The organism is Cupriavidus basilensis, assembly GCF_029335485.1.
In the GTDB taxonomy this organism is placed as follows: domain Bacteria; phylum Pseudomonadota; class Gammaproteobacteria; order Burkholderiales; family Burkholderiaceae; genus Cupriavidus; species Cupriavidus basilensis_E.
Window position 1 is genome coordinate 1 of sequence record NZ_JARJLM010000528.1, and the last position, 13,040, is coordinate 13,040.

At 67.0% G+C, this 13,040-nt stretch carries 11 protein-coding genes and 1 pseudogene; all 12 read left to right on the forward strand.

All coding sequences use genetic code 11. From position 1 onward, the window contains the following. The first annotated feature begins 111 nt into the window (after window positions 1-111). The 12 genes and pseudogenes from rsmA (at window position 112) to P3W85_RS32570 (ending at window position 12,670) form a co-directional block, all read left to right on the forward strand. A complete protein-coding gene (rsmA, locus tag P3W85_RS32515) occupies window positions 112-933 on the forward strand; it encodes a 16S rRNA (adenine(1518)-N(6)/adenine(1519)-N(6))-dimethyltransferase RsmA (protein WP_017225362.1) in 822 nt (273 codons plus the stop codon). Window positions 934-1,084: 151 nt separating this feature from the next. Continuing rightward, window positions 1,085-2,107 (forward strand): tryptophan--tRNA ligase, encoded by a 1,023-nt coding sequence (gene trpS / locus P3W85_RS32520; protein ID WP_017225363.1) that lies wholly within the window; start codon window positions 1,085-1,087, stop codon window positions 2,105-2,107. 160 nt (window positions 2,108-2,267) lie between these two features. Further along, entirely contained in the window at window positions 2,268-3,140 is an 873-nt protein-coding gene (locus tag P3W85_RS32525; RefSeq protein WP_035808131.1) for an HlyC/CorC family transporter, read from the forward strand. Then, complete coding sequence (lnt, locus tag P3W85_RS32530; RefSeq protein ID WP_276267785.1) at window positions 3,137-4,729, forward strand: apolipoprotein N-acyltransferase; 1,593 nt, start codon at window positions 3,137-3,139, stop codon at window positions 4,727-4,729. The genes P3W85_RS32525 and lnt overlap by 4 nt, the downstream gene beginning before the upstream one ends. A 465-nt stretch (window positions 4,730-5,194) precedes the next feature. Further along, entirely contained in the window at window positions 5,195-6,154 is a 960-nt protein-coding gene (gene glyQ, locus P3W85_RS32535; protein WP_276267786.1) for a glycine--tRNA ligase subunit alpha, read from the forward strand. Continuing rightward, complete coding sequence (locus tag P3W85_RS32540; protein WP_276267787.1) at window positions 6,151-6,780, forward strand: hypothetical protein; 630 nt, start codon at window positions 6,151-6,153, stop codon at window positions 6,778-6,780. The genes glyQ and P3W85_RS32540 overlap by 4 nt, the downstream gene beginning before the upstream one ends. Before the next feature lie 36 nt (window positions 6,781-6,816). Further along, on the forward strand, window positions 6,817-8,949 hold the full coding sequence (gene glyS, locus P3W85_RS32545) for a glycine--tRNA ligase subunit beta (protein WP_276267788.1): 2,133 nt from the start codon (window positions 6,817-6,819) through the stop codon (window positions 8,947-8,949). Continuing rightward, window positions 8,937-9,563, forward strand: a pseudogene (gmhB, locus tag P3W85_RS32550) (D-glycero-beta-D-manno-heptose 1,7-bisphosphate 7-phosphatase); the annotation flags it as partial. The gene glyS and the pseudogene gmhB, both read left to right, overlap by 13 nt. A 16-nt stretch (window positions 9,564-9,579) precedes the next feature. Continuing rightward, window positions 9,580-10,332, forward strand: a complete 753-nt coding sequence (locus P3W85_RS32555) for a lysophospholipid acyltransferase family protein (RefSeq protein ID WP_017227529.1) — start codon at window positions 9,580-9,582, stop codon at window positions 10,330-10,332. Then, on the forward strand, window positions 10,329-11,213 hold the full coding sequence (locus P3W85_RS32560) for a M48 family metallopeptidase (RefSeq protein WP_017227530.1): 885 nt from the start codon (window positions 10,329-10,331) through the stop codon (window positions 11,211-11,213). The genes P3W85_RS32555 and P3W85_RS32560 overlap by 4 nt, the downstream gene beginning before the upstream one ends. A 139-nt stretch (window positions 11,214-11,352) precedes the next feature. Continuing rightward, on the forward strand, window positions 11,353-11,760 hold the full coding sequence (gene gloA / locus P3W85_RS32565; protein ID WP_035812521.1) for a lactoylglutathione lyase: 408 nt from the start codon (window positions 11,353-11,355) through the stop codon (window positions 11,758-11,760). 55 nt (window positions 11,761-11,815) lie between these two features. Continuing rightward, window positions 11,816-12,670: a DMT family transporter gene (locus tag P3W85_RS32570; protein WP_276267789.1), complete on the forward strand. Its 855-nt coding sequence runs from the start codon at window positions 11,816-11,818 to the stop codon at window positions 12,668-12,670. Window positions 12,671-13,040: the final 370 nt, after the last annotated feature.

Below are 13,040 nucleotides of genomic sequence, written 5' to 3' on the forward strand. Positions count from 1 at the left end.
GGCAGCATGATCGAGGCGATCCGCAGCGCCATCGCCATGGCCGGCCACGCCGGCGGCCGGCACCGCGCCGCGCCGCTGGCGGCAACACGCTGACGCCCGAGCAAGACAACTATGCGTTCCAACGTACATCAGGGCCATGTGGCCCGCAAACGATTCGGGCAGAACTTCCTGGTCGATGACGGCATCATCCACGGCATCGTCAGCGCCATCGACCCGCAGCCGGGCGAGACGGTGGTCGAGATCGGCCCCGGCCTCGGCGCGCTGACCCAGCCGCTGCTGGAAAGGCTGCCGCAGATGCAGGTGGTCGAACTCGACCGCGACCTGGTGGAGCGCCTGCGGCGCCGCTACGGCGAGCGCCTGGTGATTCATGCCGGCGACGCGCTGGCCTTCGATTTCGGCAAGCTGTGGCAAGCGGACAAGCCGCTGCGCATCGTCGGCAACCTGCCGTACAACATTTCCAGCCCGCTGCTGTTCCACCTGGCCGGGTTTGCCGACCAGGTGCGCGACCAGCATTTCATGCTGCAAAAGGAAGTGGTCGAGCGCATGGTGGCCGAGCCCGGCAGCAAGGCCTTCGGGCGGCTGTCGATCATGCTGCAGGTGCGCTATCACATGGAGCATGTGCTCGATGTGCCGCCGGCATCGTTCAATCCGCCGCCCAAGGTCGATTCCGCCGTGGTGCGCATGATTCCCTGGCCGCGGCAGCCGGACGGCCAGTTGCGTTCGCCTTATCCCGCCTGCAACCTGACGGTGCTGGGCGATGTGGTCGCGGCGGCGTTCTCGCAGCGCCGCAAGGTCCTGCGCAACACGCTGTCGATACTGCGCGACCAGGTCGATTTCGACGCGCTCGGCTTCGACCTGGGACGCCGTGCCGAGGAAGTGCCGGTGGCCGAATACGTTGAACTGGCGCGCCAGCTGGAGCCCGCAGCCCCATGAGGATCGCCCCCGTCCCGCATTGTTGGTGGCGCTGCTGAAGGCAGCGGCACGTCGTCATCCCCCGATCCCGACTCTAGCCGCCGCAGCCCGGTCGGCAGGCGCATGCTTCCGCTGACGGGCTCCGCGGCAAAACCTTACCGAAGGAAATGCCATGACTAGCGAAACGCAGGCGCCCACGCGCAAGGTCATCCTCACCGGCGACCGCCCCACCGGCCAGCTCCACCTCGGCCACTACGTCGGCTCGCTCAAGAGCCGCGTGGCACTGCAGGAAACCCATAAGCAATACCTGCTGCTGGCCGACACCCAGGCCATGACCGACAACGCGCACGACCCCGACAAGGTGCGGCGCAATGTGCTGGAGGTGGCGCTCGACTACCTGGCGGTCGGCATCGACCCGGCCAAGACCACCATCACGGTGCAGTCGCACCTGCCCGCGCTGGCCGAACTCACCCTGATGTACCTGAATTTCGTCACGGTGGCCCGGCTGGAGCGCAATCCGACCATCAAGGAAGAGATCCAGGCACGCGGCTTTGGCCGCGACATCCCGGCGGGCTTCCTGTGCTACCCGGCGTCGCAGGCCGCCGACATCACCGGCTTCAAGGCCCATGTGGTGCCGGTCGGCGAGGACCAGGCGCCGCTGATCGAGCAGACCAACGAGATCGTGCGGCGCATCAATCATCAGGTTGGCCGCGAGGTGCTGCCCGAGGCCGCCGCGCTGATCCCGCGCTTCGGCCGCCTGCCCGGCGTCGACGGCAAGGCCAAGATGAGCAAGTCGCAGGGCAATGCGATCCCGCTGGCGGCTACGCCCGAGCAGGTCAAGGAAGCCGTCATGCGCATGTATACCGATCCCAACCACCTCAAGGTGTCGGATCCGGGCCAGGTGGAAGGCAATGTGGTGTTCACCTATCTCGACGCATTCGACGAAGCGGTCGATGAGGTGGCGGAGCTGAAGGAACACTATCGCCGTGGCGGCCTCGGCGACATGGTGCTCAAGCGCCGGCTGGAGAGCGTGCTGCAGGCAATGCTGGCGCCGATCCGCGAGCGGCGCGAGGCGCTGGCCAAGGATCCGCAGTATGTGTTCGACATCCTGAAGCACGGTACCGAGCAGGCTCGCGGCGTTACGCAGGCGACGCTGGACGAGGTGCGCGAGGCGCTCGGCACCTTCCGTTTCTAAGCCCATCCGGCGCGCCCGGCGAGTCGCCTGGCGGGCCATCGGCCGTTGCCCGGACATGGTCCCGGGGCGCAAGCCGGCGCCCCAAGACCATGTCGTGTCACGGAAGCAAAACTCTTTTAGTGTATCCTTCAGGCGATATCCACCACGCGCTTGTCGCGCCATGAACGACCCTTATCCCAGTTCGAAGCCAGCCGACCGACCCCGATCCCTGCTCGAACGGCTCTCGGATTTCATCTCCCCCGAGCCCGACTCCCGCGCTGAATTGCTTGAGGTGCTTCAGGATGCGCACGCGCGCAACCTGATCGATGCCGACTCGCTCTCCATGATCGAGGGCGTATTCCAGGTATCCGAACTCACCGCGCGCGACATCATGGTCCCGCGCGGCCAGATGGACACCGTCAATATTGCCGACGCGCCGGAGAGCTTCATCCCTTTCATGCGGCAGACAGCGCACTCGCGCTTTCCCGTCTACGAGGGCAGCCGCGACAATATCATCGGCATCCTGCTGGCCAAGGACCTGCTGCGGTATTACACCGACGAGCACTTCGACCTGCGCGAAACGCTGCGTCCGGCGGTGTTCATCCCCGAGTCCAAGCGCCTCAATATCCTGTTGCGCGACTTCCGCATCAACCGCAATCACATTGCCATGGTGGTGGACGAGTACGGCGGCGTTGCCGGCCTGGTCACCATCGAGGACGTGCTGGAGCAGATCGTGGGCGATATCGAGGATGAGTTCGACCTCGACGAAGACCACGACAACATCCTGCAACTGCCCGACGGCAGCTGGCGCGTGCATGGCCTGACCGAGATCGAGCAGTTCAACGAGACCTTCGGCACGCAATTCTCGGATCACGACGTCGACACGGTGGGCGGCTTGCTGAGCAACCACCTGGGTCACGTGCCGCATCGCGGCGAAGTGGTGACATTGCCGCCGATCCGCTTCGAGGTCCTGCGTGCCGACGCCCGCCAGGCGCACCTGTTGCTGGTGCGCCGCGAGGCCCCGTCCACTCCGTCCGAAGTGGACGGCGCATGAAGCGCCTGCTCCAGGCATGGCCCGGCGCAGCCAGCGCCGGACGCGACGAGGCGCGCGGCGCGAGCCTGCCCCGCCTGCTGCTGGCCGCCGTGCTGGGCGTGGCTCACACCCAGGCTTACGCGCCGCATGCATGGTGGTGGCTGCAGCTGCTGTCGCTGGCGGGACTGGTGGCGCTGGCCGCCGATGCGCCCCGCGCCCGCAGCGCGGCGGCCACGGGCTATGCATTCGGCCTGGGCTGGTTCCTCTCTGGCGTGTGGTGGCTCTATATCAGCATGCACGTGTATGGCGAAATGCCGGCCTGGATGGCCCTTCTCGCCGTGCTGCTGTTCGCCGCTTTCCTCTCCCTCTATCCGGCGCTGGCCGCGGCCGGCTGGCATTGGCTGACGGCGCGGCGCGGGTCGGCGGCTGCGCGGGCAACCGCCTTGTCCCTGCTTGCCCCGCTCGCCTTCGGCGCCGCCTGGGGCCTGTCGGACTGGCTGCGCGGCGTGGTCTTCACCGGCTTTCCCTGGCTATCCAGCGGCTACGCCCATACCGATGGCCCGCTGGCCGGCTTTGCGCCGCTGGTCGGAGTCTATGGCATCGGCGCGCTGGCCGCGACCGTGGCGGCGCTGCTGGCGACGGCGGTGCGCGGCTTCGGCCGCGGCGGCAAACGCGCCGGCGTGCTCGCCCTGGCTGCAGCCGTGGCGCTGCCGCTGGCCGGCGCCGCGCTGGCGCCGATCGCCTGGACCAAGCCGGCCGGCAAGCCCATTTCGGTGCGGCTGCTGCAAGGCAATGTGGCGCAGGACATCAAGTTCGAGCCGGTCGGCGTGCAACGCTCGCTCGAGCTATACCGCGACCTGATCACGGCCGCCCCGGCGGATCTCGTGGTCACGCCCGAGACGGCATTCCCGGTGATCCTGCAGGATCTGCCGGTGGATATCGCCATTGCGGTGCGCGACTTCACCGTGGCCAGCGGCACCACCGTGCTGTTCGGTGCCGCCGGTGCCGATTCGCCGGTGGATTTCACCAACAGCGTATTCGGCCTGGGCCCGCTGACCGAGCGGCTGTACCGCTACAACAAGCACCACCTGGTGCCGTTCGGCGAGTTCATTCCCTTCGGTTTCCACTGGTTCGTGAACATGATGAAGATGCCGCTGGGAGACTTCCGCCGCGGCGGGCTGGACCAGGCGCCGCTGCCGGTGCGCGGCATCATGGTGGCGCCCAATATCTGCTATGAGGATTTGTTCGGCGGGGAAATCGCCGAGACGCTGCGCAGCCAGCCGGTGCCCGCCAATATCCTCGTCAACGTGACCAACCTTGCGTGGTTTGGCGACACCATCGCGCTGGACCAGCATCTGCAGATTTCGCGCATGCGCGCGCTGGAAACCCGCAGGCCGATGCTGCGCTCGACCAATACCGGGATGACCGCCGTGGTGACGCCGGACGGCGTCGTGGCCGAGCGCCTGCCGACCTTCACCGTCGGCACGCTCGCCGCGCAGGTGCAGGGCATGCAGGGCTTCACGCCGTACGTGCGCTGGGGCAACCTCCCGGCACTGGCGGCATGCCTGGTCGTGCTGGCAGTGGCGGCCTGGCGGCGCCAGCGGGGCTGACGGTCGCCGGGCCGCCGGCCGGATTCAGGCGGCGAGGCCCGCGACGACCGACAGCAGTGCCACCGCGATCATGACCGCGATGGCGACGAGATAAGGCTTGCGAGAAAGCAGCGACATGACCGGTGTCCCCGTATCTGGAGTGTTTCGAACATTGGCGGCTGTTATGCACAGCTCTGCCTAATACTGTATACAAAAACACTATCGTCCAGTATGGGGCAGGGCTTTAGGGGGCTTCGGTGTTTACCCGATTCGTTGCAAAACGCCGACATCACTTGCGCGCTCAGTCAGGCCGCCGCGGCACTGCAAGCCATGCAAGGGCCGTGCCGATCGCGGGCAGCGCAAAAAAAACCGATAGAATTCAGGGTTTGGCACGATCTTCGCGAGGCGCCGCGGCAGCTTTCCCGCCGCTGCGCCAGCTTGCCCCTGCTTGCCGGCCTGTCGCCAGGCCCTTACTAGTCTTCGCCTATGCTGACCTTCCAACAAATGATCCTCACCCTGCAGGCCTACTGGGACCGGCAGGGCTGCGCACTCCTGCAACCCATCGATCTGGAGGTCGGCGCCGGCACCTCGCATGTGCATACCTTCCTGCGCGCGATCGGACCGGAGCCGTGGCGCGCCGCTTATGTGCAGCCGTCGCGCCGTCCCAAGGACGGGCGCTATGGCGAGAACCCCAACCGCCTGCAGCACTACTACCAGTACCAGGTGGTGCTGAAGCCCGCGCCCGAGAACATCCTCGAGCTGTATCTCGGCTCGCTGGAAGCGCTGGGCCTGGACCTGAAGCAGAACGACATCCGCTTCGTCGAGGACGACTGGGAGAATCCGACGCTCGGCGCCTGGGGCCTGGGCTGGGAAGTCTGGCTCAACGGCATGGAAGTGACGCAATTCACCTACTTCCAGCAAGTGGGCGGCATCGACTGCAAGCCCATCACCGGCGAGATCACCTATGGCATCGAGCGCCTGGCGATGTACCTGCAGAAGGTCGAGAACATCTATGACCTGGTGTGGACCGAGTGGGAAGAAAACGGCAAGACGCGCCGCCTGACCTATGGCGACGTCTACCACCAGAACGAAGTGGAGCAGTCCACCTACAACTTCGAGCAGAGCAACGCCGAGATCCTGTTCCGCCATTTCGCCGAACACGAGGCGGAGGCCAAGCGCCTGATGGGCGCCGCCGAGCCGAAGCAGGAAGGCCAGGAAGCTGCCCCGGCCGAGGATGCGAAGCGGCTGCCGTTGCCCGCCTACGAGCAACTGCTCAAGGCCGCCCACACCTTCAACCTGCTGGACGCGCGCGGCGCGATCTCGGTGACCGAACGCGCCGCCTATATCGGGCGCATCCGCAACCTGTCGCGGCTGGTGGCCCAGGCCTACTACGACTCGCGCGAGGCGCTCGGCTTTCCGATGTGCGAACGCGCGGCCGCCGCATGACGCGCGCAGCGCGCAGCGCGCTGTGCCTAGGCGCTGCCCTGGCGATGCTGGCCGTGGGGGCGCCCGGCGCAGTCCTGGCCACCGTCTCCTTGCCCAGCCCGCAGGCCCTGTACCTGCCGGCCGACCTGTCCAATGTGTGCGAGGCCAGCCCGCAGGCCCTGCAGCAGGCCATCGACCGGCACTGGCACGGCGCCTTCGGGGCGAACAACTCGCTGGACCAGTGGACCCAGCTGATCCGCTCGTTCGCGTGCGACCTGTCGGGCTCCAGGGACCTGGGCTGGCATCGCGTGCCGCTGCGCGCCTATGAGAGCGCGATCCGCTACCCGCTGACCTGGACCGAGACCGAGACCGTCAACGGCCGGGTGCGGCGCCAGATCAAGACTTACTACTCGGCCGCGCAGTTGCCGCCCCGGATCGATTTCTGGGTCGGCGGCCGCATCGACGAGATCCGCTACGACAGGCGCCTGCGCCGGCTCGACGCCCGCTTTTTCGCGCCGCGCCCCGCCCAGAACGGCCGCGGCGGCAGCGCAGACACGCAATGCGCGGCGACCACGCTGCAATTCCGGCAGCAAAACGGCCTCTGGCTGTTGTCCGGCGTAGAACCTACTACCGCACCGCGCTGCTAGAGCGCAGCGCGTGCCACAACTTGTTGGATACGATTCATGTCGCAACTCCTGACCGATTCGAACGATACGCTGCTGATCGAACTGTTCACCGAAGAGCTGCCGCCGAAGGCGCTGGCGCGCCTGGGCGAGGCCTTCGCGCAGGGCCTGTTCGCCGGCCTCTCCGAGCGTGGCCTGCTGGGTGACGGCGCCGCCGTGACCTCGTTCGCCACGCCGCGCCGCCTGGCCGCGCAGGTCACCAAGGTCCGCCGCAACGCGCCGGACCGCGAACAACGCGAGAAAGTCCTGCCGCTGACGGTGGCGCTGGACGCCAACGGCGAGCCCACGGCGCCCCTGGCCAAGAAGCTGGCCGCGCTGGCCAAATCGGTGGGCGTCGAGTCGATCGACTGGCGAACCCTGGAACGCGCCTCCGACGGCAAGGCCGACGCCTTCTTCTACCGCTATACCGCGCGCGGCGCCGAACTGGTCGGCGGCCTGCAGGCCGCGCTGGACGACACCATCGCCAGGCTGCCCATCCCCAAGGTGATGAGCTACCAGCGCCCGGACGGCAGCACCGTGCACTTCGTGCGCCCGGCGCACCGGTTGATTGCCTTGCTTGGCACCGAAGTGGTGCCGGTCAGCGTGCTGGGCCTGCAGGCTGGCCGCACCACCCAGGGCCACCGCTTCCTGTCGGCCGGCGAGATCGAGATCGCGCATGCCGGCGAGTACGCCGCGGTGCTGGAAGCACAAGGCCGCGTGCTGGCCAGCTATGCGGAGCGCCGCGAGCACATCCGCACCGCGCTGCTGGAACAGGCCGGCGCCGACCGGGTCGTCATGCCCGATGCCCTGCTCGACGAAGTCAACTCGCTGGTGGAATGGCCGGTGGTCTATGCTTGCCATTTCGAGGAAGTCTTCCTCGAAGTGCCGCAGGAATGCCTGATCCTGACCATGCAGACCAACCAGAAGTACTTCGCGCTGACCGATGCCGAAGGCCACCTGCGCAACCGCTTCCTGGTGGTCTCCAACCTGGCCACCGACACGCCGGACTCCATCATCAGCGGGAACGAGCGCGTGGTGCGCCCGCGCCTGGCCGACGCCAAGTTCTTCTTCGACCAGGACCGCAAGAAGACCCTCGCCTCGCGCGTGCCGCAGCTGGCCAACGTGGTCTATCACAACAAGATCGGCACGCAGCTCGACCGCGTGCAGCGCCTGCAGCAGATCGCCGGCCATATCGCCGATGCGCTGGGCGCGGCCGGCGTCGCCGTGGAAAAGGCGGCCGCCATGCGCGGCGCCGAACTGGCCAAGGCCGACCTGCTGACCGATATGGTGGGTGAGTTCCCGGAGCTGCAGGGCACCATGGGCACGTATTACGCGCGCCACGACGACGAAGCCGAAGCCGTGGCGCTGGCCTGCTCCGAGCACTACCGCCCGCGCTTCGCCGGCGACGCACTGCCGGCCGGCTCGGTGAGCCTGGCGGTGGCGCTGGCCGACAAGCTGGAAACGCTGGTCGGCATCTGGGGCATCGGCCTGTCGCCCACCGGCGAGAAGGATCCCTTCGCGCTGCGCCGCCACGCGCTCGGCATCCTGCGCATGCTGGTCGAGACCCCGCTGCCGTTGTCGATCGACGCGCTGCTCGAGCTCACCCAGCAGGCCTTCGCCGGCATCGCCGCGGTCAAGCCCGCGCAAGCCGCGATCGCCGACTTCCTCTACGACCGCCTGCGCGGCTACCTGAAGGACAAGGGCTACACCACCAATGAAGTGGAGGCGGTGGTAAGCCTGCGCCCGCAGCGCCTGGACGACATCCTGGCCCGCCTGGAGGCCGTGCGCACCTTTGCCGCCCTGCCGCAGGCAGAGGCCCTGGCCGCGGCCAACAAGCGCATCACCAACATCCTGCGCAAGAATACCGACCCCGTGGGCACGGTGCAGCCCGCGCTGCTGCAGGAAGCCGCCGAGCGCACGCTGCACGGCGCGGTCGAGAGCGTGCGCCCGCAGGTGGATGCCGCGTTCGCGAACGGCGATTTCGCCACCGCGCTGCGCGACCTGGCGCAATTGCGCGAGGCGGTCGACCAGTTCTTCAACGACGTCATGGTGATGGCCGAAGACCCGCAGCTGCGCGCCAACCGGCTGGCGCTGCTGGCCTCGCTGCACGTGCTGGCCAACCGCGTGGCCGACATCTCCAAGCTGGCCGCGTAGGCGCCAGCCGACCTGCATCACAACGGGAGGCCATCATGCCGCAGACACCGCCCAAGCTTGTCGTCCTGGATCGCGACGGGGTCGTCAACCTCGACAGCGACCAGTTCATCAAGACGCCGGACGAGTGGATTCCCATCGATGGCAGCCTGGAAGCGATCGCCGCGCTCAACCAGGCCGGCTATCGCGTGGTGATCGCCAGCAACCAGTCCGGCATCGGCCGCGGCCTGTTCGAGATGAGCGCGCTCAACGCCATGCACGAGAAGATGCACAAGGCGCTGTCGCGTCTCGGCGGGCGCGTCGATGCCGTGTTCTTCTGCCCGCATACCGCGGCGGACGGCTGCGATTGCCGCAAGCCCAAGGCGGGCATGCTGGAGCAGCTCGCCGAGCGCTTTGGCGTCGAGCTCAAGGGGGTGCCGCTGGTGGGCGACTCGCTGCGCGATCTCGAGGCCGGGCTGGCGGTGGGCTGCGCACCACACCTTGTGCTGACCGGCAAGGGTCGCCAGACCGAGGAAAAGGGCGGCCTGCCGCCCGGCACGCTGATCCACGAAGACCTGCGCGCCTTTGCGCGCTGGCTGCTCACCGGCGACGGCGCCCCGCGCCTGGCCGGTTCCTGAACCTATATCCGCACCGATGATTTTTCTCCGCTCCCTGCTGTTCGCGTTGTACCTGCTGGTGCTGACGCCGCCCTATGCCTGCGCGTGCTTCATCGTCTTTCCCTTCATGAGCGCCAACCGCCGCTACCTGTTCGTGCGCGGCTGGCCGAGGCTGGTCATCGGCGCGGCGGCCCTGATCTGCGGCATCCGCTACCGCTTCGAAGGCCGCGAGAACTTCAACGGCGTGCTCGACAAGCCGGTGGTGGTGCTGTCCAAGCATCAGTCGGCCTGGGAAACGATCGCCTACGTGGCCACCATGCCCAAGCCGATGTGCTTCGTGTTCAAGCGCGAACTGCTGATGGTGCCCTTCTTCGGCTGGGCGCTGGGCATGCTCAAGATGGTGCATATCAACCGCAAGGAAGGCCCCCGGGCCTTTGCCTCGGCCGTGCGCCAGGGCCGTGAGCGGCTCAAGGAGGGCGCATGGATCATCATGTTCCCCGAAGGCACGCGCACGCGCTCGGGCCTGGAAAAGACCCGCTACAAGAGCGGCGGCGCCCGCCTCGCGGTGGAAACCGGCGCATGGGTCGTCCCGGTGGCGGTCAACTCCGGTCGCCTGTGGCCGCGCAACACCTTCCTGAAATATCCGGGCATGATCACGGTCTCCGTCGGCCCGCCGATTTCGTCGGCCAACAAGACCGCCGACCAGCTCAACCAGGAGGTGGAGGCGTGGATCGAGCAGGATATGCGTAGAATCGATGCGCAGAGCTACCGGAGCAAGATGCCCGCATGAAATTGCTGCGCCCGTCCCCCGACGCCCCTGGTTCCCAGATGGAGCTGCCGCTGTCCGACGCCCTTGCCGGCGCGGACATGGCACCCGGCATGGCGCCCGGCGGATCGGCGCCGGCGCAGCCCATCTCGCCGACGGCGCAGCCCTGGCCGCAGCCGCAGCCCAATGCGCGGCGGCTGCAGGTGGGCGAACGCAGCGTGCACTACACGCTCAAGCGCTCCTCGCGCCGTACCATCGGCTTCACCGTTGACGACCGCGGGCTGTCCATCACCGCGCCGCGCTGGGTCACGCTGTCCGACGTCGAGTCGGCCATTCTCGAAAAGCAGCGCTGGATCTTCAACAAGCTGGGCGAATGGCAGCACCGCGAAGCCCGCCGCGTGCTGCCCACCGTGCAATGGCGCGAAGGCGCGAGCCTGCCCTTCCTGGGCAAGCCCATCACGCTGCAGCTCGAATCCCCCGCCGGCGTACTGCAGTTCGACGCCGACAGCCGCATCCTGCATCTGGCGCTGCCCGTGCACGCCGACGAGCAGCAGATCAAGGACCGCGTGCAGGGCTGGCTGCAGCACCAGGCCAGGCGGCTGCTGGCGCAGCGGCTCGATATCTACGCGGAGAAGCTCGGCGTGCGGCACAGCGCGTTCGCGCTGACCTCGGCCGCGACGCGCTGGGGCAGCTGCACGGCCGACGGCAAGATCCGGATGAACTGGCGGCTGATGCATTTTCCCTTGTCGATGATCGACTATGTGGCCGCGCACGAGCTGGCGCATCTCAAGGAGATGAATCACAGCCCGCGCTTCTGGGATACCGTGGCTTCGATCTTTCCCGAGTTTCGGGACGCCAGGGCGCAGTTGCGGGCGCATCCGCCGGAATTGCTGCCGACGTTCTAGCCGGGGCGGCGGTGGCCCGGTTGCAATGCCCGGCCGTTGATTTCAAATGGGAACGGTGCCGGCCGGCACAGCCGCGAGCCCACTTTCCCCATCCCGTCTAAAATAGTTCCTCGACCAAAAACAAGCAGGGCTCCCCATCATGCGACTCCTCCACACCATGCTCCGCGTCGGCGACCTCCAGCGCTCGATCGACTTCTACACCCGCATCCTCGGCATGCAGTTGCTGCGCGAGAGCGACAACACCGAATACAAGTACCGCCTCGCCTTCGTCGGCTACGGCCCGGAATCCGAGACCGCCGTGCTGGAACTGACCTACAACTACGGCGTGGAAAAATACGAGATGGGCACCGCCTACGGCCATATCGCGCTGGAGACCGACGACGCCGCCGCCGCCTGCGAGCGCATCCGCAACGCCGGCGGCAATGTGGTGCGCGAGGCCGGCCCGGTCAAGGGCGGCACCACGGTGATCGCGTTCGTCGAAGACCCGGACGGCTACAAGATCGAACTGATCGAGCGCAACACCACCCGCGACGCCAGCCGTCCGTAACGTGAGCGCGCAAGGGCTTGCCCGCCGCCCGCTCGACGGCACCGCCATCGCCTTGATGGTGGTGCTGTGCCTGGCGTGGGGATTGCAGCAGGTGGTCATCAAGGCGACCGCGCCCTTGATGGGCGCGGTACTGCAGGCCGGCGTACGCTCCGCGGTGGCGGCCCTGCTGGTATTCGGCTTCGCAGCCTGGCGGCGCACGCCGCTGTGGCAGCGCGACGGCACGCTGGGGGCCGGACTGGTGGCCGGGTTGCTGTTCGGTGCCGAGTTCTTCTGCATCTTCGTTGGCCTCGGCCACACCACGGCCTCGCGCATGGCGGTGTTTCTCTACACCGCGCCGATCTTCACCGCGCTCGGGCTGCACCTGACGGTACCGGGCGAGCGGCTGCGCAGCGGGCAATGGCTGGGCGTGGGACTGGCGTTCTGCGGCATGGCGCTGGCCTTTGCCGACGGCATGGCGGCACCGGCCGCGCATGGCGGCAGCACCCTGGCGGGCGATGCGCTGGGCATCCTGGCCGGATTCCTGTGGGCCGCCACCACGGTAGTGGTACGCGCCAGCCCGCTGGCCTCGGCGCCGCCCAGCAAGACACTGCTCTACCAGCTGGCGGTATCGGCGGTGATGCTGCTGGCGATGGCGCTCTCCGCCGGCCAGCACCTGCATGCGCAGGTCGGTGGGCTGGTGCTGGCGAGCCTGTTCTACCAGTCGGTGCTGATCGCCTTCGCCAGCTACCTGACCTGGTTCTGGCTGCTGCGCCAATACCTGGCCTCGCGGCTGTCGGTTTTCTCCTTCCTGACGCCGCTGTTCGGCGTAGCGTTTGGCGTAGTGCTGATGCACGATGCTGTCGGCATGCGATTCGCGCTAGCGGCGATACTGGTATTGGCCGGGATCGTATTGGTGAACCGGCGGGCGTAAGGGAGGCACCCCGCACAGGGCCAGCGACCTGCGAGAGCCGCAGCCTAAAGCCTGAGCGCTTCCAGATCTGGCGCCATCGCGCCCACGACGAAACCGGTGCCGTTCATGATCGAGTGGTCATCTGAACTGGTAACGGCAGATGCATGAATGGGCAAGCGAGTTTTTTATTCATTGGCCGCAATCGGAAGATGAATGTTTGATTTATTCTTATAATCATTTCCATTTTTGGCAGTGGATTTTTTAGATTTTTCTGGTTTATTTTTGGTCTGATTTGGGTCTGCAGGGCCTAAAGGCGGTGTGGTGTCAGGCCCTCGGGCACATGGAGGTGTCACTTTTCTTTACTCGTAAAGAAAAGTAACCAAAAGAAAGC

What these genes read in the sequence shown, in the direction of transcription:
- glyQ (WP_276267786.1), top strand. Translation starts at nt 5,195, where the DNA reads ATGCTGACCTTCCAACAAATGATCCTCACCCTGCAGGCCTACTGGGAC.
- lnt (WP_276267785.1), top strand. Translation starts at nt 3,137, where the DNA reads ATGAAGCGCCTGCTCCAGGCATGGCCCGGCGCAGCCAGCGCCGGACGC.
- gloA (WP_035812521.1), top strand. Translation starts at nt 11,353, where the DNA reads ATGCGACTCCTCCACACCATGCTCCGCGTCGGCGACCTCCAGCGCTCG.
- P3W85_RS32570 (WP_276267789.1), top strand. Translation starts at nt 11,816, where the DNA reads ATGGTGGTGCTGTGCCTGGCGTGGGGATTGCAGCAGGTGGTCATCAAG.
- rsmA (WP_017225362.1), top strand. Translation starts at nt 112, where the DNA reads ATGCGTTCCAACGTACATCAGGGCCATGTGGCCCGCAAACGATTCGGG.
- P3W85_RS32525 (WP_035808131.1), top strand. Translation starts at nt 2,268, where the DNA reads ATGAACGACCCTTATCCCAGTTCGAAGCCAGCCGACCGACCCCGATCC.
- P3W85_RS32555 (WP_017227529.1), top strand. Translation starts at nt 9,580, where the DNA reads ATGATTTTTCTCCGCTCCCTGCTGTTCGCGTTGTACCTGCTGGTGCTG.
- glyS (WP_276267788.1), top strand. Translation starts at nt 6,817, where the DNA reads ATGTCGCAACTCCTGACCGATTCGAACGATACGCTGCTGATCGAACTG.
- P3W85_RS32540 (WP_276267787.1), top strand. Translation starts at nt 6,151, where the DNA reads ATGACGCGCGCAGCGCGCAGCGCGCTGTGCCTAGGCGCTGCCCTGGCG.
- trpS (WP_017225363.1), top strand. Translation starts at nt 1,085, where the DNA reads ATGACTAGCGAAACGCAGGCGCCCACGCGCAAGGTCATCCTCACCGGC.
- P3W85_RS32560 (WP_017227530.1), top strand. Translation starts at nt 10,329, where the DNA reads ATGAAATTGCTGCGCCCGTCCCCCGACGCCCCTGGTTCCCAGATGGAG.